The following is a 25,509-nucleotide window of genomic DNA, read 5'->3' on the forward strand; positions in this document are numbered from 1 at the left end:
TACGGCGGCTCGACGCGCGCAGCAGTCATCACACAATCTTCGGTGGATTGCGGTCGTCTGATACCCTAAGATGACGTCGCTCATCGGAGGACATCCGACATGATGCGTCTCATGGCATCATTCGCAACCCTGCTTGTCGTCGGTCTGCTGATCAATGCAGCTTCGGCCGAGGATGCCGGCCTCGCCGGCTTCCCTCAACCCGATTGGGCGACCGCCACGCCCGAAGAAGAAGGCATGGATTCCGCCGCGCTGGCGAAGCTCGTCGCGATGGGCAAGGCGATGCGGTTCGACAGCCTGCTGATCACGCGTCATGGCCGGGTCGTGCTGGATGCCTCCTACGCGCCGTACAGCGCCGATCAACCGCACATCATCAATTCCTCGACAAAGGCGGTCGTCGCGACGTTGATCGCGATGCTGCTCAAGGACGGCGTGCTCGACAGCCTCGATCATCCGGTGCTCGACTTCTTTGCGGATCGCAAGATCGATAATGTCGACGCGCGCAAGCAGGCGCTGACGGTGCAGCATCTGCTCAACATGACCTCCGGCTTCGACTGGGACGAAGGTTATAATGGCGGCGCCGAAACGTCGCTCTACGAGATGGGCCGCAGCCCGGACTGGGTGCAGTACATTCTCGACCGGCCGATGGCGCATGCGCCCGGCGAGACGTTCTACTACAACAGCGGCAACTCGCATCTGCTGTCCGCGATCGTCACCAAGCTCACCGGCAAGAGCGCGGAGGATTTTGCCCAGGAGCGACTGTTCGGGCCGCTCGGCATCAGCGAGCACGCCTGGTTCAAGGATTCCAAGGGGATCTCCAGCGGCGGCTTCGGGCTGGCGCTGAAGCCGCGCGACATGGCGAAGCTCGGCTACCTCTATCTGCGCGGCGGCCGCTGGGGCGCGCAGCAATTGCTGCCGCCCGACTGGATCGACGCCGTCAACCATGCCACCGTCAGCATGAATGCGAAATTCGATCCCGGGCTCTCCTACGCCGATCAGTTCTGGGCCCTGCCCGACAAGCACGTATTCATGGCAGTAGGCTATCACTGCCAGGTGATCATGGTGCTGCCCGATCGCGACATCGTGGCGGTGATGACGGCGCGTGACTTCTGTCCGTTCCGCAAGCTCGCCAATGCCATCGTGGCGGCCGCGACGTCCGACAGCACGCTGCCGGCGGCGCCCGACGCGGCGGCCGCGCTCGCCACTGATGTCCGCGAGGCCGCGACGGAACTGCGAGGCCCCGTCGGCGCGGTGCCGGAGACCGCGGCGGCCATCTCTGGGAAGACCTACAGCTTCCCGCCTGGCCCGCTCGGCATCAACACGATCAAGCTCGACCTCATGGGACCCGAGCCGCAGGTCACCTGGGACATCCCGTCGCGAGACCGCTCCGGCGGCACGGTGCATCTGCAGAGCCCGATCGGCCTCGACGGCCTCTATCGCAAGACCGTGCCACCGCATCCGTGGGAGCCCTTCGTCTACCGGGCGATGAAGGGCAGCTGGGTCGACGCCATGACCTTCACGATCGACGTGCAGTTCATCGGCCAGGGCGAGGAGCGCAACTGGCGGCTCAGCTTCGACGGCGACAAGGTGACGTTCCGGACCAAGGGCCGCTATGGCAAGGACGTGGCGGTGGAGGGACAGGCCGTCAACTAGGTCAAACGCCGTTTCCCGAGCTGGCAGCGTGCTGCCATCGCGCGTTCTTCCGCGTGATCAATCCAGTTTGTATTTAGAACCCCGTCGCGGGGCTCGCGTTGGTCTCTCGCAAGCAAGCCGGTCTGCGACGGGCTAGAAACGCGAGGAACCGATCATGTCCACCTCGACCGAGACCAAGGGCGAGCCCCTCCATGGAAGGGGCAGCCGATGAGCAACAAGCATCCGAAGATGCCGCGCCCAAGCGATGTCGACCTCGTACGCAATCCGCTGATCGGCGGCTCCAAGGGCGTCACCATGGCGCAGGCGAGCCTCGACGATCTCGAGCAGCTGGAAGGCGCCAACACGTTTCAGGGCGACATCGAGAACGACACCAATGCCCAAGGGGGCATCGACAAGGCCGAGGTGATGGACCGCCGGCGCGGGCCGCCGCAACATGATCGCGACCAGCCGTCCCGTCACAAGGAGCTGCAGGGCCGCAAGACGCATGAACAGCAGCTGCGCATGCTCGAGAGCAAGCCCGACCATCCGGACTCCAATCAGCTCGCGCGCGAGATCGAGCGGGACCAGCACCGCGCCCGTGTGACCGATGCCAGGGCGAGCAACGCCGACGGCGCTCCCGCGCCGCGCATCAAAGCCAAGGGCGACGGCTCCGGCGCAATGACCGATCTGCAGGAGGATCTGGTCGGCGACAACATGGTGCTATCGAACCGCGACAAGACCGAGAGCTCGCGCGAGCGTGACCTCGACGGCCGCTGGGTCGAGACCGAGCAATATCAGGATCACACCGACAACAAGGGCCGCGGCTGAGCACGGACCGTGACGCTCCGACACGGCGCGCCACCGGTCACAAAGGAACGGCGGCGGCACTGTCCTGTTAGCTCTGCTCAGCAGACAGAGAAAGGACTCCCCATGAAGATCACCACCATCGCACTTGCGACCGCGTTCGCGCTGACGAGCTCGCTGGCACTGGCCCAGGGCAGCAGCGGCGCCGGGGCCAATTCGGGCACGGGCGCATCGGGAACGACGACCAGCCCCGGCATGACCGGCAACGGCACCGGCACGACTGGCGCCAACATGGGCCGCACCACGACCGGCACCGACACCAGCGCCACCGGCGGTCACACCGGCATGAGCAATGGCAGCACCGACAACGGCACGATGGGGACGATGAGCCCGCATGCCGGCGCCAAGAGCAACGGCAAATAGGGCCGTAGGGTGGGCAAAGGCGCGCCGTGATGCTGCTGATCGATCAGCGCTGTCGTGCGCGCCGTGCTCACCACCACGCATCGTGTCGACCTCACGATGGTGGGCACGGCGCGGACGACAACAGGGCACGAGCGGCGGCATATGCGCGCGCCTAGGCCCACCTACTTTCTTTGTTGTCGTTCTACGCGCTGACCGGACCGGCGACGCGGGCGCGGCGAATGGCGTTGGCGGCGATGATGATGTGCAGCAGCAGCGACAGGCCGAAGCCGAGCAGGTGCTGCGCGGGACTGGCCGGGACGACGAGCAGGGTGATCAGCCCAAGCGGAATGAACAGCACGAGACCCGTCACGAGACCCGGATTGTAGCTGCGGAAGCGCAGCGCCGGACCGATGTGGCCCAGCGAGTTCACCAGCATCAGATAGGGCGCGACCAGCGCCCAGCCTGGACCGGCCACCCAGGCGACATAGAGCGCGACGAGATCGATGCCCCAGACCGCGCCGCAATTGACCCACAGCACATCGCCTGTCGTCAGCGCCTCGCGGCCGCCGAACATCACGCGGTTGACGAAGCTGCGGAAGCGATCGCCGGTGTGCTCCTCGACCTGGTGAATCATGTAGCCCGGCGAGTGCAGGAAGATCAGCAGCAGCGCCAGCGGCCAGTCCGCCGCCAGCAGCGGCACCAGCACCAGCAGCGCGGCCGCCATGAAGACGGCGCCGGCAACCCAATGTCGGGCGAGGAGATCGAACATGACCCATTGATGCGTGAATCGAGCGGCGTTGCCAAGCCGGAGTCCTCCGGGACCCCTGGTGCGCCGCGCCTGCGCAGCCCGCGAGAACCTCGAGGCGATGGAGCTTAGAGCGGCACGTGCGTTCCGCAAACCGAAACAGTCCGCCCTAATGAGACTTCCGGTCGGAACCGCCGAGGCGCTGCGCAAGCTTTTTCAGGCTCGCCTCGCTCGGCGGCAGACTCTGGAACTCGCGGATCGCCTGCGACAGCTCCTGGTCCGACATCGGATGCGCGGGCTGTTGGAGCCGGCCCTCCGTCAGCGCCGTTGCGATGGTCTCGATATGCGGGCCGGAGCCGCCAAGCCATCGGCGGAGCCGGTCGAGGAACGCGAGGTGGGGCACGGCAGTTCTCCCGATGCGGCGACCGGCGACATTCTCCGCATTTCCTGATACCAACGTCGACCTTAGTAGGAACCGTGGGCCGCGTGATCTCATTTGATACGTGAGAATCAACAGGCCCGATTTCCATGGATGCCGACAAGATCGTCATCAACAAGCTCAGGGAGCATTCCCGGCTTTCCGGCGAAGACATCGCCGAGATCAGAGATCTCACCTTCATGCCGCGCGGGCTCGCCGATCAGGAGGACCTGATCCGGCAGGGCGACGAGCCCGACAAGTCCGTCGTCGTGCTCTCCGGCTGGGTGGCGCGCTATCATCTGCTGCCGGGCGGGGGCCGGCAATATCTCTCGTTCCACATGGCCGGCGACTGGCCGGATGCGCAGGCGCTGTTCCTTGACCGCATGGATCATGCGGTGTGCGCGATCGGACCGGCCGTGGTCTCCGGCATCGCGCACAAGGAGCTGACGCGGGCGCTCGTCCGGCGCCCGGCGCTCGGCTTTGCGATCTGGCGCGAGACGCTGATCGACGCGGCGATCTTCCGCGAGGCGATCACCAACAACAGCGCACGGGGCAAGCCGGCGCGCATGGCCCATCTGTTCTGCGAGCTGTTCTATCGCGCCCGCACGCTCGGCCATGTCGAGGGCGATCAGCTGCTGCTCCCGGTCAGCCTGGCGCAGCTCGGCGAGGCGTTGGGCATGGCGATCGCGACGGTGAATCGCACGCTGGTCGAGTTGCGCGCCAGCCGCGCGGTCGATTTCCGCAGCGGCACGATGTCGGTGCACAACTGGCAACGGCTGTGCGCGATCGGCGAGTTCGATCCCGGCTATCTGCACCTGAAGAAGCAGCCGCGCTGAGACGCGGCGTCAGATGCACAGGCCGATCAGCTTGATGTTGAGATGGCAGTCCTTGCTGGCGGGAGGCTTGGCGCCCCAGCGCGTCTGTGTCGTGGCCTCGGTCTTGTTATCCGTGTTGCCGCCGCCCCTCTGCGCCACGACCGCCTTGCCCTTGCTCTTCGGAGCCGGCTTCGGCTTGTCCGTCTCGTAGTCGCCGGCGATCACCATCGCCCAATAGGTGCGCTTGCCGCCGGCCGTCTTCGCACTGGCGATGCCGACCTTGGTGGCCTTGGGCAGCAGCAGGTTTTTGCGATGGCCGGCCGAGTTGATCCATTGGCCGAGCGTCTTGTCGAAACTGTCGTAGCCATAAGCGATGTTCTCGGCAGCGCGGCCGGCTTTCGATGGGGCGACGCGGCGGGTGAAGGGACCAAGCACCTCATGGCTGAGATCGTCCTTCTCGGCCATCGCGCGCGCCTGCTCCATCGCGATGTGATCCAGCGTGACGTCGCGCGTGACCCGGCCTTCGCCGTGCTGCAGCCGGAACGCCGAGATCTGGTCGGCCGGCGCGGAGTCCTGAGCGAACGCCGGAGCCGGCGAGGCGATGGAGACCGCAACCAGCGTCGCGCCCAGCAGACGAAGCACTCTCATCTAGTCCACCACCGCGAGCGGATAGACGTCGATCGCGGGCTCCTCATAGGGGTGCGCCGCACGGATGGCCGCTAGCACCGGCTTCAGCCGGTCCTCGGCGCAGACGGTCTCGATTCGGTCTTCCGCGACGTCTTCCAGCTTGCCGACGGCGCCGATGCTCGGATTGGCGCCGGCAAGCGGGCGGAAGCGGCCGGTGCCGGTCAAGGTAAACGAGCAGTAATCATAGTTGCCGATCCGCCCGGCCCCGGCCTCGCCCATGGCGCCGCGGAGCGCCTCGGCGTTTGCCGTGGGGACGTAGACGACGATCTTGAAGGTCTTCATGCGCCCGCGAACCCGCTGGATGATCACACGCGCGTTACCATTGCCCTCCGGCTGGCGCAATTTTCACCAGCTCACAGCCGGTCACAATCGCGCCAGCGCCGCTGCGCCAGGCTGCTGACCAGCCATTCCGAAACGCGTCTTGTGCGACGCAGCAAGTCCGATACACATCAAAGCTCGCAACCGCCGTCCCCCCGCCCTTACGGAAAGCCGCGCCTTGACCGACACCAGTGCCGACAACATCGAGCTCGTCCGTCACCGCCCGATGGCGTTCGCGGAGTTCGTCATCGTGATCGCGGCGATCATGGCGCTGAACCCGCTCGCCATGGACATGATGCTGCCGGCGCTGCCGGACATCGGCTCGGCGTTCCACATCGGCACCGCCAACCGGGTGCAGATGGTGCTGTCGGCGTTCGTGATCGGCTTCGGCGTCGGCCAGTTCGCGATCGGCCCGCTGTCGGACAGTTTCGGCCGCCGTCCCGTGCTGCTCAGCGGCATGGTGCTGTACGTCATCGCCAGCCTGCTCGCGCTCGCGGCGCCGTCATTCGAGACGCTGCTGCTGGCGCGCGTGCTGGAAGGCCTCGGCACTGCCGCGACCCGCGTGATCGCGACGTCCATCGTGCGCGACTGCTATGCCGGCCGGCGCATGGCCAGCGTGGTGTCGCTGGCGATGATGGTGTTCATCGCGGTCCCCGTGGTGGCGCCGGCCTTCGGCCAGGCGGTGATGCTGCTGACGCAATGGCGCGGCATCTTCGTGGTGCTGACCATCTATGGCGTGATCGCGCTGCTGTGGACGGTGTTCCGCCTGCCGGAGACGCTGCCGGAGACCGAGCGCAAGCCATTCAACGTCGCCGCGATCAGCGCCGCCTTCCGCGCTACGCTCACCAATCGCCAGACGCTGGGCTATGCGCTCGCCGCCAGCGGCATTTTCGGCGCGGTGCTGGCCTATGTGCTGTCGTCGCAGCAGCTGTTCACCGGCGTCTATCATCTCGGCCACTACTTCCCGCTGGCGTTTGCCGCGATCTCGGCCACCATCGCCGTCGCCGGCTTCCTCAATGCGCGGCTGGTCGGCCGGCTCGGCATGCGCAAGATCTCGCACAGCGCGCTGGTCGGCTGCGTGATGGTCGCACTCGCCTGCTTCGCCGCGGCCCTGCTCGGCGCGCTGCCGCTGTGGCTGTTCATGGTGCTGTCGGCGGCGATGATGTTCTCGTTCGGCCTGATGTTCGCGAACTTCACCGCGCTGGCGATGGAGCCGCAGCGCGCCAATGCCGGCACTGCGTCGTCGCTCTACGGCTCGATCACCACGCTGCTCGGCATGGCCGCCGGCGCCGTGGTCGGCCAGGCCTTCGACGGCACGCCGCTGCCGTTCGCGACCGGCTTCCTCGCCTGCACCGCGACCGCGCTGGCCATCGTGCTGATCACCGAGAAGGGCCGTCTGTTCCACGGCGCCGCCAAGCCGGTCTGAACCGGCCCTAGAGGCAGGACCCCTGCCCGCGCTGCGGGCACATCTTCAGCACGCTCGACAGCGACAGCAGCAGACGCGCGCTGCGCGTCGAATTGTCGGGCGCGCGATAGCCGAGCGGGACGGCGACGCCGAGATCGGCGCGCCAGTCGTTCGGGAAGGTGAAGCGGACACCTGCGCCGGCCGAGGTCAGCGCCACGCCATCCGACGGCCGGAAGCCGAAGTTCCAGGCGAGGCCGGCATCGAAGAAGCTGTAGAGCTGATAGCTCTTGAGATAGGCCGTATCCGGCTTCTGGTCGAAGCGCACCTCGAACGTGCCGGCGATGCCGTTGTCGCCACTGATCTCCGCGCTGCCATAGCCCCGGCCATAGGACAGCCCGCCGAGATAGAACTGCTGCGAATTGTACAGCGGCCCCGAGGCGAGCTGGCCGGCGGCGGCAAGCTTCAGCGACCACGACTCCGTCAGCGTCTGATAGCGCGCGAACCAGCCGTTGACGACCGAGAAGCTCGGCGAGGCGCCGGGGCGCGAGACCAGCGGATCGTCGGCCGCCGTCGCGCCGAAGGCGTTGATCCCCTGCCGATAGGCCAATGTCAGATAGTTGTCGCCGCCGACATCGTCCTTCCAGCGATAATCCCCGGTGAAGGTCACTGTCCTGATGCGGTCGCGATACCAGAGGCCGAACACGTCACGCTCGGTGACGTCGCTGAAGGCGGCAGCGATCGTCAGGTTGAGCGAGGTCCGCTGCGACTGGATCGGCGCAAAGCCGCCGCGCAGCTCGACGGTTTCTGTCACCGTGCTGTCGTTGATCAGGCGCCTGACGTCGCCCGGCCGCACCTCGCTGTACAGTGCCGATGCACCGACATGGACGCCGTCGGTGCCGACCGGCACGTCATAGGACAGCCGTCCGAACGCGAGCTGGCGCGGATCGCCGGGCGTCGTTGACAGATTGGCCATCAGGGTGTCGCCGGGCAGAAGATAGGAGTTGAACGCGGCGGTGGCGTAGCTCTGCCAGGGACCGACGGTCGAGGAGCCGAGATTGTCGAGGCTCGCCGCCCCATAGACGTGCCAGGTCTTGAGCTCGAGCACCAGGCGGAACCGACCCGTCGTGCCGCCAATCTCCTCGAGCGTGGAATCGGCGAGCCGAACGCCGCCGCGGCTGTTGACCAGCATCAGCTGCCGTTCGAGCGTGGCGAGCCGGGACGGCTGCTCGGCGAGCACCGGGCCGAGCAGCGGCCGGATGCCGAACTCCTCGGCCCCCTCGCCCTTCAGGCTCACCTCGGTGATGCTGCCCTCGATGATCTGGATGCGGACCGTGCCGCCGCTGATGTCCTGAGCCGGCACGATCGCGCGGCTGAGATGAAAGCCTGCGGCGCGATACTTGTCGCCGATCGCGGTCGCAATGTCGGCGAGATCACCCTGCGAGACCTGCTTCCCAAGATAAGGTTGATAGACCGTTGCGAGCTGATCGGCCGGCAGCGCCGTGGCGCCTGTCAGACTCACGCCTCGCAAGGTGAACAGAGCCTTACGATCGCCGCCGCTACGCTGCGTCTCGAATTGCGGCGCGCGCGGCCGCGGCGGCGCCGGCTGGCCTGCGCGCGACTGCTCGTCGAAATACCTTTCGGTCTGACGCGGATCGAAGCCCGGCTGGCTGACCTGCTGCGCCTGCGCGACGCCGGCGAAACAGAACAACGAGAGGCACACGGATGTGACGGATGCGGTCCCGACCCACGCGCGCGCCGCGGGCCGGGCGGCCATCCTGGCGCGCCGGCCCGTAGTACTCACAGTTCCCTCGACACAACCAGCACGCATGCCTCGTTCTTAGTTTATTAAGGTCAATGATCCGTAAATGCGTGCACCAGACTCCATCGCAACTCCTAAGGGTCTCTTGAAACATTTGGATTAGTTTCGAGCGTCGCCAACGACGCGAGCTCGTGCCATGCCATCCAAGCGTTTTCTGATTCCGGGACTGATCGCGTGCCTCCTCGGCGCGGCGTCCGCCGCTTCCGCGGCCGACGGAGAGCCGTGGCTGGTGAGCAAATCATCCGGCGAGATCTGGGTGACGACGCAAGGCGGAACTCAAGGCGCGACACAGGTGTCGCTCGGTTCGGCAGAGGCGCTGAAGCCCGGCGATACGATCCGCACCGGCCCGAACGGACGCGTGCGGCTGACCCGTGGCGCCGAGACGATGGTCATCGCGCCGAACTCCGAGGTCGGCCTGCCCGCCGCCGCCAAGGATGGCATGGCAACCACGATCCTGCAGCGCGCGGGCTCGATCCTGCTCGATGTCGAGAAGCGCAACGTGCAGCATTTCGAGGTCGAGACGCCCTTTCTCGCCGCCGTGGTGAAGGGCACGCAGTTCAGAGTCACCGTGGAAGGCCGCAGAGCCAAGGTCGAAGTCAGTCGCGGCCAGGTGCAGGTGTCCGACTTCAAGTCCGGCCAGATCGCCCAAGTGATGCCCGGCCAGGCGGCGACCACGTCCACCATCGGCCGCTCGGGACTCAAACTCTCCGGCGCCGGCAACTTCAATCCGATCGAACAGGGCCGCCCCCGCGCGCCGACCATCAACCCGGTTTCGGTGCCACGCGACGGCCTGCATGCGCCGCGCGAAACCAAGGGCAGCGTCATCCACGCGCTGAACGGCAACGCGCCAGCCCGCGCGAGCACGCCACCGTCGTCGCCGCAGCGCTCCGCCGCCGCGTCCACCGGAGCCAAACCAAACGTGGTGCGGATCTCGAGCTCCATCGGCGAAGTCAATCTGAACATTCAGAAGGCCACGCGGGGCCTTGCCCACGGCACCCAACAAGGTATGGGCGGCGGACGAAGCAGCCTATCGACCGATACCCGGGGCAACAACGGCAACTCGACCAGCAGCTCCGGGGCGTCATCGGTGTCAGCCGCCGTGACCGCGGCCGTCGGCTCACCGACTGCCTCTGCCAGCAGCACGACGACTGGTAGCGCCGCCGCAAATAACAACGGCAACGGCAACAGCGGCAACGGAAATAGCGGCAACAGCGGGAAGGGCAACAGCGACGACGACCATGGCAGCGGCCGTGGTCGGGGTCATGCCTACGGCCACAACAAGGATTGACGCAGCGCGACAGCTGTTCTTGCGACGATAGCTGACAAGGGACTCTGCCAGGACCGATAACGGCCCTGCAGATGGGGACGCAGAGAGGTTGCGGGGATCGGGGACAATGGCGTCGTCCGCTCGCACGGATATTTGGGAGGGGGAATGCTCAGGCGGTTCACGCCGCATGTTCTGGTCGTCGTTGCGCTGCTGACCGTCGGCCTGTCAGGCTGCTACGAGTTGCTCGGCAACGCGCTGGTCGACCTGCGCTTCCGCCTCGACAAGCGTCAGGCCAGCGGCGACGTCGCGGTCGTGACGATCGATCCGCGCTCGATCAAGACCCTCGGCGTCTGGCCATGGCCGCGCGCGACCCATGCGCGCCTGCTCGACCAATTGCAGCGTGCCGGTGTTCGCGATGTCGCCTTCGATGTGGACTTCAGCTCCCCCTCGGATGCCGCGAGCGACCGGGCCTTTCAGGACGCGCTGCAGAATGCGAAGAGCTCGGTCGCGCTGCCGGCGTTCATGCAGCTCAATTCGGCGCAGCGCGACACGGCCATTCACACCAACCGACCGCTGCCGCAATTCGAGAAGCTGGCCTGGTCCGCCCTGGTGAACATCGAGGTGGCGCGCGACGGCCGCGTCAGGCGCTACACCTACGGGGAGTATTGCGAGAACGATCACGAGAGGACGTTCGTGCAATCCTTCGGAGCCTTTCTGGCCGGCAGCGACGCAATCCGGGCCGACTACTTCCTGATCGACTATGGGATCGATCCGTCGTCAGTCCCGAAAGTGTCGTATGTCGACGTGCTCGAAGGCGATGCTGCCGCCTTGACTGCGCTCAAGGACAAGCGCGTCATCATCGGCGCGACCGCTATCGAATTGGGCGACTATTACAGCGTGCCGAACGGCCGCGTCCTGCCTGGCGTCGTGCTGCAGGCGACAGCGGCCGAATCGATCATCCAGGACCGTACCCTCCTCAAGACGTCGACCGTGGCCACCTTGGGTGCCCTCTTGCTGATCGTCCTCGCGATGTTCGTGAGCTGGCCGCGTTTCTCGGCCGCCCGGCGCTGCGTGCTGATCGTGCTCATCGGCATGGGCATCGAGGCGCTCGCACTCGTGCTGCACCACAGCTACGCCCTGGTGCTCGACAGCTCGCTGCTGCAGATCGCGCTCGTCACCTATCTTGTTGCGACCGCGCTCGACGAGATCGACTTCCGCGGCCTGTTGCGGCACGTCGCCGAGAGCCGCTTCGAGCGGATCGCAATGTCGATCGGCGACGGCCTCGTCTGCACCGACCAGCACAAGCGGATCACGGTGTGGAATCCCGGCGCGGTGGCGATCTTCGGCTACAGCGCCGAGGAGATCATCGGCCAGCCGTTCGCGCGGCTGCACGCCAAGGATAATGGCCAGACGGATGATCTGTTTCCGCTGCAGGAGGCGGCGCTGCCGGCGACGCTGCTGCCCGGCGGGGCCATGGTCGAGTTCGACGGACGCCGCAAGGACGGCGAGGTGTTTCCGGTCGAGGCGAGCTTCTCGGCGTGGCAAGGTGCCGACGGCCTGCACTATGGCGTCATCCTGCGCGACATCTCGCTACGAAAGCGCGAGGCAGCGCGCATCCAGTACCTGGCCGATCACGACACGCTGACCGGGCTGATCAACCGCAACACGCTGCAGACGGATCTCGCGGCGATGATCGACGCGGCCGATGCCGCGTCGGACCAGGTCGTGCTGCTGGTGATCGGCCTCGACGCCTTCCAGCACATCAACGACATGCTCGGCCACACCTATGGGGATAGCGTCTTGCGCGCGGCGGCGGAGCGGCTGGGTGCCGAGATCGGAAACATGGGCCGCGTGGCCCGTCTCAGCGGCGACGAGTTTGCCGTAGCCATTCTTTCCTCTGCCATCGGCGGCACCGTGGCGGAACTCGCCCAACTTCTGGCGGGCCTGTTCGACACGCCCCTCGACGCGGACGGTCGCCAGCAGCGCGTCAGGGTCAGCCTTGGAGTTGCCGTTCACCCCGTCGGTGGCCAGACCGCGGACGAACTGCTCAGCAACGCTCATCTCGCTCTCTGTCGTGCCAAGACCGACGAGCGCGGCAGCCACGTGATCTTCGAAAGCGCGATCCGTTGCGAGCTCGAACGACGACTCACGCTGGAGGCGGAGCTTGCGCTCGCCGTCGAACGGAGCGAGTTCGAGCTGTTCTACCAGCCGCAGGTCGACCTGCTGAGCGGCCGCGTCGTCGGCGCCGAGGCGCTGATCCGCTGGCGCCATCCGACGCGCGGCCTGGTGCCTCCGGGCGAGTTCATTCCGGTCGTCAACACCTCGCCGCTCTCCGAGGCGGTCGCGACCTGGGTCATGGCGACGGCGTGCCGGCAGGCCAGGCAATGGCAGCTTGCCGGGCATGAGATCCGCATGGGTGTCAACCTGTCGCCATCGCAATTTCAGGCGGGCGATCTCGCAGCCTTCGTCGGCAAGCTGCTGACCGTGACGGAGCTGTCGCCGGCCCTGCTCGAGCTCGAAGTCACCGAGGATATCCTGCTGCACGACGAGCCCCGCGTGCTCCACACCTTCAACCGCCTGCAGGCGCTCGGCGTCAGCCTCGTGTTCGACGACTTCGGCACCGGCTATGCGAGCCTCAGCTATCTCAAGAAGTTCCCGCTCGACGGACTCAAGATCGATCGATCCTTCGTGCAGGACGTGCTGACACGCACCGACGACGCTGCCATCGTCGGTTCGACGGTGAGTCTCAGCAAGCAACTCGGGCTGGCCGTGATTGCCGAGGGCATCGAGAACGAGGCGACAGCCGAGTTCCTGCTCCGGCTCGGCTGTGAGCAAGGTCAGGGCTATCATTTCGGCAAGCCGATGCCGGCAGCGGACTTCGAGCGGCGCTTCCTGCAGGTCGACGACGAGACGCGCCAAGCCGGCGTGGCATGAGGCTCAGATCTTCTGCTGAAAGCCAATGAAAGCCACCGACTGTCTGCGCCGTCATTTTGGGGCGCGCGCAGCGCGAGTTCGGAATGACGAGAAAGTCTTGTGCAGCCTTCGCGCTTCAATCTGCCTTTGCCGGCCGCCCCTTTTTCCCGCCCTTGCCCTCGTTCTCCAGCGCCTTGCGCACGGCCCTGAACTCGTCGCGCGAGGCAACGTCGACGCGCGGAAACTGCAGATCGAGGCTTTCGAGCGCGGCGACGATGGTCGAGCCGATGACGACGCGAGCAAACCATTTGTGATCGGCGGGCACCACGTACCATGGCGCATGGGACGTCGAGGTGTGACGCACGATGTCCTGATAGACCGCCTGATAGCGCTGCCACTTGGCGCGCTCGGTGACGTCGCCCATCGAGAACTTCCAGTTCTTCGCCGGCTCCTCCAGCCGGCCGAGGAAGCGCTCGCGCTGCTCTTCCTTGGAGATGTTGAGGAAGAACTTAAGGATCACCGTGCCGTTGCGCGTCAGATAGCGCTCGAAGGCGGAAATATCCTCGAACCGCTCGTGCCAGATACTCTTGGTGACGAGCTTGGGGGGCAGCTTCTCCGCTTTCAGGATCTCCGGATGCACGCGCGTGACCAGGCATTCCTCGTAATAAGAGCGATTGAAGATGCCGATACGGCCGCGCTCGGGCAGCGCCAGCACGCTGCGCCACATGAAATCGTGGTCGAGCTCCTTGGAGGTCGGCTGCTTGAACGAAGTGACCTCGCAGCCCTGCGGATTGACGCCCTCGAAGATGCTCTTGATGGCGCTGTCCTTGCCAGAGGCGTCCATGCCCTGCAGCAGCACCAACACCGACCAGCGGTCCTGCGCGTAGAGTTTCTCCTGGAAGTCGGCGAGCCGCTTGCGGTTCTGTTCGATGATCGCCTCGCCCTGCTCCTTGTCGAGCCCGCCCTTCTCCTTGGTCTTGTGCGACTTCAGACGAAACTTCCCGCCGCCATCGACCCGGAACGGCGAGATGAAGGGGTCGAGCTCCGCCGCAAGCGAACGGGCTTTCTTGCTCATGAGGACGGCTCTCCGGCGCTGAACTGGGTTTCGAGAAAGGCGGTGACGAAGCGCGGCATCGCCGCGGTCAGATCCGCCCTGCACCGAACGAGCCGGACGCCCGCGAGTTCCGGCTCGTCCTGCGCGGCGAGATGGGCCTCGATCCGGCGCTGCAGGACCTCGCCGGTCTGCGCCGCGTCAAGCACGCGCATCAGCGCGATCGAGGCGCCGGTGACGACGCAGTCCCAATGCGCCGACGCGCGATAGTCCGCGGGCGTGAGCCCGGTCTCCTCCTCGACCTCGCGCGCGACATTGGCGGCAAGATCGAGCGTATTGCCATCGACATCGTCGAGATCCGGCGTGCCGGCCGGGAAATACAGCCGGCCCGCATTGGCCGTGTGCGCGCCCATTTCGCCGAGTACGAAGGCGCCGTCGGCGGAGCGCAGCGCGCCCATGCCGAAGCCGTTGAAAGCGGTGCGGTCCGGAAAGCCCCAGTCGCGCCATGCGAGCAGGCTGGCGAAATCGGTCTCGAAATAGCGCGCCGAGAACTGCCCGGACTCGAAGCGGGCGTCACGTCCGAGCAGGATGCGTCCGTTCCACAGCCCGGGTTTCTCGCGTTGCCGCTCGGCGAAATGCGCCGCGATGTCATCGCGACGCTCTTGCGCGAACGGCCAGTCCCATGGCTCGACTTTAAGGTCGAGCGTGGTGACACGATGGATGACGACCTCGGTCATCCGCTATTTCTTCGCCTGCTCGACGAACTTGTTGGTGAAGGTCTTGCTGACGTCGATATTGGCCTTGGCGACGTCGGGCGAGCCGGTCGAGAACACCGCGAGCACCGCATCCGCGCCCTTCGGGTCCATCTTGCCGGTCTGCGAATACATCGGAATGGTGTTCTTCAGCGCGGCGAGATAGAGCGCCTTGTCCTTGCCGACGAGTTCCTCCGGCATCTTGGCCATGATCTCCTCCGGCGTATGCGCATGGATCCAGGCGATCGTCGCGAGAATGGCGTTGGTCAGCGCCTGCGTCTCCTTCTCGTGGCCGGCGATCCAGGCCACCGTCGAATACAGCGCGCCGCCCGGATACTCGCCGCCGAACACCTCGAGCGTGTCGTGCTGGGTGCGGGTGTCGGAGAGGATCTTCAGATCCGGATGCGTGCCTTGCAGCACGGTGACCGAGGGATCGAGCATGACGGCCGCGTCGATCTGGCCCTGCTCCATCGCAGCCACCGCGGTCGCGCCGAGGCCGACGCCGATTACCGAGGTGCCGGCGGGATCGAGGCCGTTCTTCTTTAGCATGTATTTGAGGAAGAAGTCGGTCGAGGAGCCCGGCGCGCTGACGCCGACCTTCTTGCCGGCGAGGTCCTTGATCGAGTTGATCTCCTTGTTGTGCGACGGCGCCACCACCAGCACCAGGCCCGGATAGCGGTCGTAGACCACAAAGGACTGCATCTCCTGCTTCTTGGCGGCGAGATTGACGCAGTGATCGAAATAGCCTGACACGACGTCGGCGCTGCCGCCGAGCACGGCCTTCAGCGCGTCCGAGCCGCCCTTCAGATCGACCAGCTCGACATCGAGCCCGGCCTTCTCATATTCGCCGAGCTGCTTGGCGAGCACCGTCGGCAGATAGCACAGACAGGCGCCGCCGCCGACCGCGATCGTCACCTTGGTCGCGGCCGATGCCAGCCCCGTGCTCAGCGTCAACGCCAGCAGCGCGCCGGCCACCCGGCCGATGATCTTGTTCATGTGTTTCCTCCGTTCGTGTCGTTGGCCAGATTAGGCGTCTGCGATTTGATTGAGAAGGCCGCCCCAGCCGCAGCCGTCGTCCCGGCGAAAGCCGGGACCCGTACCGCGTGATGTCGCGGTGAGAAATGATCGGTCGTCCCGCCTGCCCCAAACCACTCCCTGTGGTTATGGGCCCCGGCTTTCGCCGGGACGACGGCGGAATGCGGAGCGACGGCGCCACCCTCACCGGCCATCCGCCGCGTCCGGCCGCCACACCAGGAGCCGCCGCTCTACTAGCGTCACGCAGATGTCGATCAGGATGACGAAGGCCGACAGCACGAACATGCCGGCGAAGACGCCGGCGACGTCGAACACGCCTTCGGCCTGCTGAATGAGATAGCCGAGGCCGGCGGCCGAGCCGAGATACTCGCCGACGACGGCTCCCACTACCGCGAAGCCGACCGAAGTGTGCAGCGACGAGAACATCCAGGACAACGCCGACGGCCAATAGACGTGGCGCATCAGCTGGCGCTCGCTCATGCCGAGCATGCGCGCGTTGTCGCGCACGACGGTCGAGACCTCCTTGACGCCCTGATAGACGTTGAAGAACACGATGAAGAAGACGAGCGTGACGCCGAGCGCGACCTTGGACCAGATCCCCAGGCCGAGCCACAGCGTGAAGATCGGCGCCAGCACCACACGTGGCAGCGCGTTGGCCATCTTGACGTAGGGGTCGAACACGGCAGCGACCAGCGGCTTGCGCGCGAACCAGAAGCCGACCAGCACACCGCCGAGCGAGCCGATGGCGAACGCCAGGATCGACTCCCACAGCGTGATCGCCAGATGCTTCCAGATCGCGCCGGTCGCGAACCATTTCACGACTTGCGCCGCTACGTCGACCGGGTTGGAGAAGAAGAACGGCGGCAGCCAGATGCGGCCGAACACCGGGACGTTGGACAACAACTGCCACAGCGCGATCGCGACGATCGCGACCAGCAGCTGCAGCGCGAGCAGACCGAGGCGCGACATCAGGCTGCTCCCCGCTGCAAGGGGAACGCGATGTCCATGCCGCGCAGGTGGTGCACTCCCTCCCCCCTTGCGGGGGAGGGTCGGGGTGGGGGGTCCACACGGGAAGTCTTTGCTGGGACCCCCACCCCCGACCCCTCCCCGCCTAGCGAAGCTTCGCTTCGCGCGGGGGGAGGGGAGTCGGAGCGGAGCCCTTGGCAAGCAGCCGAACACACCCGCGACATCACACCGCCTCCGCCTGCCTGTAGGTCTTCTCGACCTCGGCCTTCAGCGTCTGCCAGATCTCGCGATGCAACTCGTGGAACTCGTGCTTCATGCGCACCTCGAAGATGTCGCGCGGGCGCGGCAGGGTCACGCGCCAGTCGCCGATGATCCGCGAGGCGGGGCCCGCCGACATGATGACGACGCGGTCGGCGAGCGCGATCGCCTCTTCCAGATCGTGGGTGACGAACAGCACCGCCTTGCGGTCGGCGTTCCAGAGGTCGAGCAGCAAATTGCCCATGATCTGCCGCGTCTGCGCGTCCAGCGGGCCGAACGGCTCGTCCATCAGGATGATGCGGGGATTGCGGATCAGCACCTGCGCGAGGCCGACGCGCTTGCGCTGGCCGCCCGACAGCATGTGTGGATAGCGGTTGCCGAAGGCGCCGAGGCCCACAGACGTCAGCCATTGCTGCGCCTTGGCGGTGGCCTCTCGCGCGGGGGTGCCCGCGACCTCGAGGCCGATGGCGACGTTCTCCAGCGCCGTCTTCCAGGGAAACAGCGCATCCGCCTGAAACAGGTAGCCGGCCTCGCGATTGAGTCCCGCCAGCGGCTGGCCAAAGATGCGCACGCTGCCCGCGGCCGGCTTCAGCAGCCCCGCGGCGACGTTGAGAAGGGTGGACTTGCCGCAGCCGGTCGGCCCGACGATGGCGACGAACTCGCCGTGCTCGACGCTCAGCTGCGCCGTCTCGACGGCGGTATAGGTGCGGCCGCCGGCGAGACGGAATGCGACCGTGGTCCCGTCGAGCGCGACCGCGGCGGCCGTTGGTGTCGTCACGTCCAAGTTCCTCCCCGAAAATGGCCGGGACGGCTTAGCCGCTTGCGCGGCGAAGTTCAACGCGGGGGCTGGACGTGCTAGATCTGGAGCCGAGGCCCCCCGCCCCGAAAGGCTGCATGCCGCGCACATCCCTCATCAGCTACGATCATGTCCGCAAAACCTTCCCCGGCCCGGTGGTCGCGGTGGACGACGTCTCGCTGGAGATCGCCGCGGGCGAGTTCCTGGCGATCGTCGGCGGCTCCGGCTCGGGCAAGACCACGCTGCTGCGGCTGACCAACCGGCTGATCGCACTGGACAGCGGCACGATCCGGATCGGCGGCGAGGACATCGGCGGACTGGAGCCCGTCGCTCTGCGGCGCCGCATCGGCACCGTGTTCCAGAATGGCGCGCTGTTTCCACATATTACGGTTGCCGCCAACATCGGCATCACCCCGAGGCTGCTGGGAACGCCTTCAAGCGAGATCGCCGCGCGCGTCGACGAGCTCCTCGACCTCGTCCAGCTCGACCGCAAGGCCTACCGCAACCGCCTGCCCGACGCGCTCTCCGGCGGCCAGCGCCAGCGCGTCGGCGTCGCCCGGGCGCTGGCGGCGCATCCGCGCATCGTGCTGATGGACGAGCCGTTCGGCGCGCTCGATCCCCTGACGCGCGACGCGCTGGGCAGCGACTATCGCGCGCTGCACGACAAGCTCGCGCTGACGACGCTGATGATCACCCACGACATCACCGAGGCGCTGCTGCTCGCCGACCGCGTCGCGGTGATGCGATCAGGCCGCCTGATCGAGATCGGCACGCCGGCCGAGCTCGCGGCGAGCCACGAGCCCTATGTCGCGGAGCTGATGTCGACGCCGCGGCGCCAAGCCGCGCGGCTCGCCGCGCTGCTGCCCGGGAGCGGCGCCGCATGAGTCTGTTGTCCGATCCCCGCTTCGCCGAGGCCTTGTCGCATCTCGCCGACTATCTCGGCAGCCATCTGCGCGTGTCCATCGCCGCGCTCGGGCTCGGCCTCGCCGTCAGCTTTCCGCTGGCGCTGGCCGCGCGCAACACGCCGTCGCTGCGCAATCTGCTGCTCGGCCTGGCCAGCGTGGTGCAGACCGTGCCCGGGCTGGCGCTGCTCGCCTTGTTCTATCCGCTACTGCTGGCGCTCGCCGCGCTGAGCCTGCGCTGGCTCGGGCTGTCGTTCTCGGCGTTCGGCTTTCTGCCGGCGGTGCTGGCGCTGGCGCTGTATTCGATGCTGCCGGTGCTGCGCAACACCATCACCGGGCTGAACGGCGTCGACGCGAGCCTGATCGAGGCCGCCAAGGGCGTCGGCATGACCGAGCGCCAGGCACTGACGATGGTCGAATTGCCGCTGGCGCTGCCGGTGATCATGGCCGGCATCCGCACCGCCGCGGTCTGGGTGATCGGGACGGCGACCCTCTCGACGCCGATCGGCCAGACCTCGCTCGGCAACTACATCTTCGCCGGCCTGCAGACGCAGAACTGGGTGCTGGTCGTGTTCGGCTGCGTCGCCGCCGCGGTGCTGGCGCTCGCCGTCGACCAACTCCTGGCGCTGATCGAGAACGGGCTGCGCGGGCGCAGCCGCGTCCGCGTCGGGATCGGCACCGCGACGATCGTGCTGATGGCCGGCGCCAGCCTGCTGCCTGCGCTCGCCGGCAACGCCGCGCGCTATGTGGTCGGCGCCAAGACCTTTACCGAACAATATGTGCTGTCGGCGCTGATCAGCGAGCGTCTGGAGGCGTCAGGCCTGTCGGCCACATCGCGCGCAGGTCTCGGCTCCAGCGTGATCTACGAGGCGCTGAAGAACGGCGACATCGACGCCTATGTCGACTATTCCGGCACCCTCTGGGCCAACCAGTTCCACCACACCGAGCAACGACCGCGCGAGGCGCTGCTGGCCGCGCTGAAGCAGGACCTCGCCCGGGACAAGGTGACCCTGCTCGGCGAGCTCGGCTTCGAGAATGCCTATGCTCTGGTGATGCCGCGCAAGAGGGCCGAGGCGCTCGGCATCCGCTCGATCGAGGATCTCGCCCGCCACACTCGCGAGATGTCGATCGCCGGCGACTACGAATTCTTCTCACGGCCCGAATGGGCGGCGTTGCGCGACGCTTACGGCCTCGCCTTCCGTACCCAGCGCCAGATGCAGCCCGACTTCATGTACGCCGCGGTGGCGTCGGGCGAAGTCGACGTCATTGCCGGCTACACCAGCGACGGACTGATCGCGAAATACGACCTCGTCGTGCTCGACGATCCCAAGCAGGCGATCCCGCCCTATGACGCGATCCTGCTGCTGTCGCCCAAGCGCGCGGACGACCGCGCGCTGCAGGATGCGCTCCGCCCCCTGCTCGGCCGCATCGACATCGCGACGATGCAGCAGGCCAATCTGCGGGCATCGGGCAGCGACGCGGACTCATCGCCACACGCGGTGGCGCGCTGGCTGTGGAGCAGGATTGCGAAGTAGTTCCGCCTGCTTCGACGCGTCATTGCGGGCGCAGCGAAGCAATCCAGGGGCTACGATGCACACCTTCTGCGTTGCCGCCCTGCATCGCTTCGCTGACGCTCGCGATGACGATAGTGGAAAGTGTGGTCGCCCCCATCGCCCGGCTTGACCGGGCGATCCAGTACGCCGAGACGTCCGTGAGTCCACCGAAACGCCGCGGCGTACTGGATGCCCGCCTGCGCGGGCATGACAGCGGAGCTTGAACCACAGCCCTCATTGCGAGCGTGGTGGTTGAAAAACGATTGCCGAACGATCAGCCGAGCGAAATCACATCCCCGGCTCGATCGGCTTCTCGACCGCGCCGCCGCTCTCGGCCCAGTCCTTGAACGCGCCGACGTTGAAGACCTTGCCGTAGCCGAGATCCTTGAGCGTCTTGCCCGACAGCGCCGAGCGGCCGCCGGAGGCGCAGTACAGAATGATGCTCTTGTCTTTGGCAAAGGCCTTGTCGTGATAGGGCGAGTCCGGATCGGCGCGGAATTCGAGCATGCCGCGCGAGACGTGATGCGCGCCTTCGATCTTGCCGCTCTTTTCGATCTCCGGCGCATCGCGCACGTCGAGCACCAGCGTATTCCCTTCGGCGATCATCGCCTGCGCCTCGGCCGGCGTGATCTTCGGCACCACCGCATTCGCGGCGGCCATCATCTCTTTGACGGATGTAGTCATTGTCGGACCTCCGATTGCACGGAGCGCATCGGTAGCCCAGCGCGGTCGTCGCCGCAATGCTCCGAGCCGAGGAACGATCGTCGCAATGCCGTGAGCGTGAGGCGGCTCACAGTCCGCGGATCAGCTCGGCGTCGATCAGCATGCGATTGAAGCGGCGCGCTTCGGCGCCGTCGCCGCAGGCGTAGAACACGCCCTTGCAGCGCTGCATGATGTCCTTCTGCTCGGCGAAGGACGGATCGAGCGGAATGCCGGCGGCCTCGAGTGTGACCAGCGGCAGATAGGCGGCATCGATCCTGTCCATCACGACGCTGCTCTGGCGCGGCTCGAAATTGACGGCATCGATCGCGTAATAGGTCTGATAATAGCGCGGATCGTAGCTCTCGAGCTTCTCGCCGATGCCGGCCTCGTCGAGCTTGGGGTCGAGGATGTGCGGCGAGAATTCCGGCTGGTGGTCGCCATAGCGCACGATCAGGAACGGCTGGTCGCCGAACCGCTTCTTCAGGCTCGCCAGGAAGCGCTGATAGTCCGATGCGCTCATCGCCTGCCGGCGCAGATATTCATCGATCGCGGGCAGATTGCCAGGCGCGCGCCAGGACGGCGTCAGTTCGGGACGGAACGTCGTTTCCCAAGGAAAATGATTGGCGGCAAGATAGACGAACATGAAAAGCGGCTTGCCCGGCTTGCGCTGCTGCATCAGGTCGAGCGCGGCATCGTAGAAGAAGCCGTCAGGCTCGACACCCTTGGCGCCGAGATCGCGCGCGTCGAGGAAGCGGTCGACCCCGACGGTGGTCTGGAAGCTGCGCGCGCTCATGAAGGCGCCATGCGCGGGATACAGCGACAAAGTGTCGTAGCCGCAATTGCGCAGCGCCAGCGGCAGGCCGCGCTCGACGCGGCCGGAGGCGATGCGCGTCACGAAATAGGCGAAACGGCCGAACGAGCGCGACGATAGGCCGGCGAGTACGTTGTACTCGGTGAACCAGCTCGGCCCGCCATTGCTCTCGGCCATGAACTGCCGCGCCTTGCCGTCATAGGACTTGAAGTGGCTGCCATAGCCCTGGGGCACCTTGATGCCCGGCGCGGAGCGAATGTCGAAGCTGGATTCGTCGTGGATCAGCACGATGTTCGGGCGCCGCCCGGCGGGATGACAGGAATCCGGTACGAAAGCGGCCAGCCTGCGGTCGGCTGTCGCATCGGACTCCATGAAGCCGTTGGCGAGAAAATCCGATACGGCGGTCACGCCGGAGCGCGCGAATTTCGAGAGATAGCCGTCGTCATAATAGCCGCGCCACGCCTCGTCGCGCCAGTTGAGCGAATACAGCGTCAGCGCCGCGAGGCACGCGAGCTTGCCGGCCAGCGCCGGCAGGCGCGCGACGCGAAACGGATCGACCCACCACAACAGCCCCATCAGCGGCACGACGACCACCGCCGCAACGAGCACTGACAGCTTCAGGTTCGGGAAGATCGTGAACAGGAAGGCTGCGCTGTCATGGTCGATCAGCATCACGTCGACGAAGTTCGCCGTCATCTGGACCACGGCATGCTTCAGCTGCGACAGCAGCACCAGCACCACGACCATGGTCAGGGCCAGCGCGCCCGACACCGCCGGCCGCCGCAACATCACCAGCCAGAACCCGTTCAGGATGCCCCACGCCAGCAGGAAGCCGAGCCGCGAGCCGAAATCGGTCTCGGTGTGCAGCATCAGCGCCAGCGCGGCCACATGCGGCGCGGCGACGGCCGAGAGCCGCACAATGGTCGAACGTGTCGCGCTCGCCGCCGTGAGCGTCGTGATCGGTTCGTGGTTCGGGGTCAGAGACATCAGGCGGTCGATCAGGCAAGCGTCCTTCGCCGGCGCATGCCGGCTGATCAAGGACGCCTGATCCTGTCATGTGACCGTAATGAAATCGTCACAAATAACAACAGTCCGGATTTGCCCGGAATGCCGCGCCGTTGTCGCGTCGCAGCAGCGATCCGGACGACGAGCCTGGACGATTGTCAAACGTTCATCATCGGGCGTTGCGGCCGCACGGCGCCGCGGGTGGTCCCACGTGTGGCGCGGCCGGTTGTCCTGGCCTTGAGACGCTGCGGGATGCGTCGGATGAAGGGCCAGCCGAACCATAACGCGCCAAACAGCGGCAGCAGCGGCAGCAGCAGGTTCGAGCCTCGATCACGATCGACGATCGCGAACCGCGAGGAGTCGTCGCCGCGATAGCGCACCATGACCCGGTCGCCGACGCGGTAGCGCGGCGAACTGCCGCCGAAATCCTCGAAGCGCGCGATCTGTCCGGATATCGCCGCGAACTCGATCACGGGGAAATAGGTCGGTTCGCGGTCGGGTTCGTACCCCTCCACCCTGACCGCGACGACCTGGCCTTCGGTCCGCAGCCCCGGCAATTCCAAGCGAATGGCGTAGGCTGCAAGGGCGATCGTCGTGACCAGCAGAATGGCCGCCATGCTGGCAGCAAGCCGCTCCGGCAACCGCAACGCGCGGCGATGCGGCGCCTTCGCTGCGGCGGCCATGAACAACAACGCGATCTGGTAGTGAGCGGTCCCGCCAAGAAAATGATGATCGACCATTCCGATGCCCCCGCAGGAAGCTGCATCGAAAAAATCAATCGTGGGTAAAATACGACGTTCAAATGCCGCACACCCACTGGACCACACCGGCAATCCACATAATAGCCCTGCTAAATCCGCAGCTTAAGTGTCATCCCTGACGCGTCGCAAATTTTCGTTTGGTCGCGCCTGCCAGCTGTCGCCCGCGGCCTCTCCGAACAGGCGCGGGCCGTCGTCGGTGATTCGATGGCAACGATCCGCTCCAGGGAACGCCCCAGGATCAAAGGATGTCAGGACTCTTCCGAAGCGACATGCGCTGCGCCCGCCGGACCCGTTGCCGCCTCCTCGACGTCGTGCAGCGTGACGAGATGAAACTCCCGCCCCAGCCGGCGCTGCACGCTCATCACGGCGCGGTCGACGTCGCTGATCAGGCTGTCGCCGAGGACGACGCGGGGGATTTCCCAGTTGCGACCGTTGCGCACGTCGAGCGCTTGCACCGCGGGCACGCGCGCGGTGTCGCAGCCCGGCTCGGCGCGGATGGCGTCCTCCACCAGACCGGTGAGCTCCGCCAGGGTCTTGCCGGTCGTCGTGCCCGCCGGCATCAGGCCTTGGTCCCCGGCAACAGGCCGAGCCGCTTGCCGACGATACGGTCGACCGTGCGTTTGGGAAGCACCCGGACGATCCATTGCCTGAGCGGATCCGGCGCGAGCTCGTAACGCACCTTCGGCGAAGGCGCCGTCAGCGCCTGGTGCAGGTGCTCGGCGATGGTTTCAGCCGGCAGCCCAGTCTTGGCCAGATGCAGCATGAAGCCGCGGATGCGTTGCAGGGCCGGAAAGAACGGCGAGCTCTGGTAGGGCGATAGGTCGACCTCCTCGGCCTTGGCCCAGATGGGGGTCTTCACCGCGCCCGGCGCAATGATCACGACGTCGATGCCGAACAGCATCAGCTCGCGGCGCAGGCTCTCCGACAATCCTTCGACGGCGTGCTTGGAGGTCGAATACGGCGCCATCAGCGGATTGCCATTGCGGCCGGCGACCGAGCTGATCATCACGATCCGCCCCCGCGCGCCGGTCATCGCCGGATCGGCGCCGAGCAGCGGCGCGAACGCCTGGGTCGCGATGACCGGGCCGATGACATTGACCTCCATCTGCTTGCGAAACTGGTCGATCGGCAGCTCGGTGATCGGCCCGGCGACGGCAATGCCGGCATTGTTGACCAGGCCCGCGAGCGCCTCGCCGTTGAGAGCCGCGCGCACCTCGCCGGCCGCCGCCTTCACCGCCACCTCATCGGTGACGTCGAACAGCAGCGGAACGAAATTGGCGCCGAGCTCGCCGCGCAGACGCTCCGCGTCTTCAGGCTTGCGAACACTGCCGAACACGCGGAAGCCGCGTGCGAGCAGCAGCTTCGAACAGGCGTAACCGATGCCGGTGGAGGCTCCGGTGATGACGACGGATTTCATGGCGACCTCAGTAAGATGCGAACCGATTATCGCACGGGATGCGGCGTCACGCTGGTGCTGATTTCGCGCTTCAAGTCACGTCTGCGCCGCCCGTGGCTGGAGATATCGCGGATGAAGCCGGCCAGCACCGCTTCTGCCGCGGCAATCGCGGCAAGAATGTGGTTCAAGTTTCATTTCTTCGATGGATGACAGCTGAGGTGAGGTCGGCGCGGGCTGGCAAGTCAGGTGAGGAAAGGCTGGTGACCTTATGAGATCATTAACCTTTCGATCTCATTTCC

General features: G+C 66.3%; 25 protein-coding genes. 9 read left to right on the forward strand and 16 right to left on the reverse strand.

Annotation, left to right across the window (positions count from 1 at the left end; translation table 11 throughout):
- Positions 1 to 111: 111 nt before the first annotated feature.
- The 3 genes from BRADO_RS25720 (at position 112) to BRADO_RS25730 (ending at position 2,856) form a co-directional block, all read left to right on the forward strand.
- Positions 112 to 1,650, forward strand: a complete 1,539-nt coding sequence (locus BRADO_RS25720; protein WP_371259345.1) for a serine hydrolase domain-containing protein — start codon at positions 112 to 114, stop codon at positions 1,648 to 1,650.
- Positions 1,651 to 1,857: 207 nt separating this feature from the next.
- Positions 1,858 to 2,457, forward strand: coding sequence for a hypothetical protein (locus tag BRADO_RS25725; RefSeq protein ID WP_012029118.1), 600 nt, complete (start codon positions 1,858 to 1,860; stop codon positions 2,455 to 2,457).
- Between the two features lie 102 nt (positions 2,458 to 2,559).
- Positions 2,560 to 2,856 (forward strand): hypothetical protein, encoded by a 297-nt coding sequence (locus tag BRADO_RS25730; RefSeq protein ID WP_012029119.1) that lies wholly within the window; start codon positions 2,560 to 2,562, stop codon positions 2,854 to 2,856.
- 181 nt (positions 2,857 to 3,037) lie between these two features.
- On the opposite strand, the gene BRADO_RS25735 is transcribed toward BRADO_RS25730, so the two are convergent.
- Together BRADO_RS25735 and BRADO_RS25740 are read right to left on the reverse strand one after the other, a co-directional pair.
- Positions 3,038 to 3,604, reverse strand: coding sequence for an HXXEE domain-containing protein (locus BRADO_RS25735; protein ID WP_012029120.1), 567 nt, complete (start codon positions 3,602 to 3,604; stop codon positions 3,038 to 3,040).
- A gap of 145 nt (positions 3,605 to 3,749) precedes the next feature.
- Positions 3,750 to 3,983 (reverse strand): hypothetical protein, encoded by a 234-nt coding sequence (locus BRADO_RS25740; RefSeq protein ID WP_012029122.1) that lies wholly within the window; start codon positions 3,981 to 3,983, stop codon positions 3,750 to 3,752.
- Between the two features lie 125 nt (positions 3,984 to 4,108).
- Between BRADO_RS25740 and BRADO_RS25745 the strand changes: the two genes are divergently transcribed.
- Complete coding sequence (locus BRADO_RS25745) at positions 4,109 to 4,834, forward strand: Crp/Fnr family transcriptional regulator (RefSeq protein ID WP_012029123.1); 726 nt, start codon at positions 4,109 to 4,111, stop codon at positions 4,832 to 4,834.
- A 9-nt stretch (positions 4,835 to 4,843) separates the two neighbouring features.
- Here the strand turns inward: BRADO_RS25745 and BRADO_RS25750 are convergent, their stop codons facing one another.
- Both BRADO_RS25750 and BRADO_RS25755 read right to left on the reverse strand, forming a co-directional pair.
- Entirely contained in the window at positions 4,844 to 5,461 is a 618-nt protein-coding gene (locus tag BRADO_RS25750; protein WP_012029124.1) for a CAP domain-containing protein, read from the reverse strand.
- A complete protein-coding gene (locus BRADO_RS25755) occupies positions 5,462 to 5,782 on the reverse strand; it encodes a YqfO family protein (RefSeq protein WP_041756945.1) in 321 nt (106 codons plus the stop codon).
- Positions 5,783 to 5,996: 214 nt separating this feature from the next.
- Here BRADO_RS25755 and BRADO_RS25760 point away from each other — a divergent pair, with 214 nt between their 5' ends.
- Positions 5,997 to 7,244: a multidrug effflux MFS transporter gene (locus BRADO_RS25760; protein ID WP_012029126.1), complete on the forward strand. Its 1,248-nt coding sequence runs from the start codon at positions 5,997 to 5,999 to the stop codon at positions 7,242 to 7,244.
- A gap of 7 nt (positions 7,245 to 7,251) precedes the next feature.
- On the opposite strand, the gene BRADO_RS25765 is transcribed toward BRADO_RS25760, so the two are convergent.
- On the reverse strand, positions 7,252 to 8,997 hold the full coding sequence (locus BRADO_RS25765) for a ShlB/FhaC/HecB family hemolysin secretion/activation protein (RefSeq protein ID WP_012029127.1): 1,746 nt from the start codon (positions 8,995 to 8,997) through the stop codon (positions 7,252 to 7,254).
- Positions 8,998 to 9,178: 181 nt separating this feature from the next.
- Between BRADO_RS25765 and BRADO_RS25770 the strand changes: the two genes are divergently transcribed.
- Together BRADO_RS25770 and BRADO_RS25775 are read left to right on the forward strand one after the other, a co-directional pair.
- Positions 9,179 to 10,330: a FecR family protein gene (locus BRADO_RS25770; RefSeq protein WP_012029128.1), complete on the forward strand. Its 1,152-nt coding sequence runs from the start codon at positions 9,179 to 9,181 to the stop codon at positions 10,328 to 10,330.
- 144 nt (positions 10,331 to 10,474) lie between these two features.
- On the forward strand, positions 10,475 to 13,243 hold the full coding sequence (locus BRADO_RS25775) for an EAL domain-containing protein (protein ID WP_012029129.1): 2,769 nt from the start codon (positions 10,475 to 10,477) through the stop codon (positions 13,241 to 13,243).
- Between the two features lie 115 nt (positions 13,244 to 13,358).
- Here the strand turns inward: BRADO_RS25775 and BRADO_RS25780 are convergent, their stop codons facing one another.
- The 5 genes from BRADO_RS25780 to BRADO_RS25800 form a co-directional block, all read right to left on the reverse strand.
- Positions 13,359 to 14,297, reverse strand: a complete 939-nt coding sequence (locus BRADO_RS25780; RefSeq protein WP_012029130.1) for a polyphosphate kinase 2 family protein — start codon at positions 14,295 to 14,297, stop codon at positions 13,359 to 13,361.
- Positions 14,294 to 15,010, reverse strand: coding sequence for an NUDIX hydrolase (locus BRADO_RS25785; RefSeq protein WP_012029131.1), 717 nt, complete (start codon positions 15,008 to 15,010; stop codon positions 14,294 to 14,296). Before BRADO_RS25785 ends, BRADO_RS25780 begins: the two co-directional genes overlap by 4 nt.
- A 3-nt stretch (positions 15,011 to 15,013) precedes the next feature.
- Positions 15,014 to 16,021: an ABC transporter substrate-binding protein gene (locus tag BRADO_RS25790; protein ID WP_012029132.1), complete on the reverse strand. Its 1,008-nt coding sequence runs from the start codon at positions 16,019 to 16,021 to the stop codon at positions 15,014 to 15,016.
- A 222-nt stretch (positions 16,022 to 16,243) separates the two neighbouring features.
- Positions 16,244 to 17,029 (reverse strand): ABC transporter permease, encoded by a 786-nt coding sequence (locus BRADO_RS25795; RefSeq protein ID WP_012029133.1) that lies wholly within the window; start codon positions 17,027 to 17,029, stop codon positions 16,244 to 16,246.
- 220 nt (positions 17,030 to 17,249) lie between these two features.
- Positions 17,250 to 18,062, reverse strand: a complete 813-nt coding sequence (locus BRADO_RS25800) for an ABC transporter ATP-binding protein (RefSeq protein ID WP_012029134.1) — start codon at positions 18,060 to 18,062, stop codon at positions 17,250 to 17,252.
- 116 nt (positions 18,063 to 18,178) lie between these two features.
- Here BRADO_RS25800 and BRADO_RS25805 point away from each other — a divergent pair, with 116 nt between their 5' ends.
- Both BRADO_RS25805 and BRADO_RS25810 read left to right on the forward strand, forming a co-directional pair.
- Positions 18,179 to 18,964 (forward strand): ATP-binding cassette domain-containing protein, encoded by a 786-nt coding sequence (locus BRADO_RS25805; RefSeq protein WP_041756947.1) that lies wholly within the window; start codon positions 18,179 to 18,181, stop codon positions 18,962 to 18,964.
- Positions 18,961 to 20,517 (forward strand): ABC transporter permease/substrate-binding protein, encoded by a 1,557-nt coding sequence (locus BRADO_RS25810; RefSeq protein WP_041756949.1) that lies wholly within the window; start codon positions 18,961 to 18,963, stop codon positions 20,515 to 20,517. The genes BRADO_RS25805 and BRADO_RS25810 overlap by 4 nt, the downstream gene beginning before the upstream one ends.
- Positions 20,518 to 20,823: 306 nt before the next feature.
- On the opposite strand, the gene BRADO_RS25815 is transcribed toward BRADO_RS25810, so the two are convergent.
- The 6 genes from BRADO_RS25815 to BRADO_RS35175 form a co-directional block, all read right to left on the reverse strand.
- Positions 20,824 to 21,219: a rhodanese-like domain-containing protein gene (locus tag BRADO_RS25815; protein WP_012029137.1), complete on the reverse strand. Its 396-nt coding sequence runs from the start codon at positions 21,217 to 21,219 to the stop codon at positions 20,824 to 20,826.
- A gap of 106 nt (positions 21,220 to 21,325) precedes the next feature.
- Positions 21,326 to 23,035, reverse strand: a complete 1,710-nt coding sequence (locus tag BRADO_RS25820) for a sulfatase-like hydrolase/transferase (protein ID WP_041757733.1) — start codon at positions 23,033 to 23,035, stop codon at positions 21,326 to 21,328.
- A 176-nt stretch (positions 23,036 to 23,211) separates the two neighbouring features.
- Positions 23,212 to 23,793, reverse strand: coding sequence for a DUF3592 domain-containing protein (locus BRADO_RS25825; RefSeq protein WP_012029139.1), 582 nt, complete (start codon positions 23,791 to 23,793; stop codon positions 23,212 to 23,214).
- 269 nt (positions 23,794 to 24,062) lie between these two features.
- On the reverse strand, positions 24,063 to 24,374 hold the full coding sequence (locus tag BRADO_RS25830) for a hypothetical protein (RefSeq protein WP_012029140.1): 312 nt from the start codon (positions 24,372 to 24,374) through the stop codon (positions 24,063 to 24,065).
- Complete coding sequence (locus tag BRADO_RS25835) at positions 24,374 to 25,231, reverse strand: SDR family oxidoreductase (RefSeq protein WP_012029141.1); 858 nt, start codon at positions 25,229 to 25,231, stop codon at positions 24,374 to 24,376. The genes BRADO_RS25830 and BRADO_RS25835 overlap by 1 nt, the downstream gene beginning before the upstream one ends.
- A 26-nt stretch (positions 25,232 to 25,257) precedes the next feature.
- Positions 25,258 to 25,398: a hypothetical protein gene (locus BRADO_RS35175; RefSeq protein ID WP_157872617.1), complete on the reverse strand. Its 141-nt coding sequence runs from the start codon at positions 25,396 to 25,398 to the stop codon at positions 25,258 to 25,260.
- Positions 25,399 to 25,509: the final 111 nt, after the last annotated feature.

Origin of the sequence: Bradyrhizobium sp. ORS 278, from assembly GCF_000026145.1 — a bacterium.
In the GTDB taxonomy this organism is placed as follows: Bacteria; Pseudomonadota; Alphaproteobacteria; order Rhizobiales; family Xanthobacteraceae; genus Bradyrhizobium.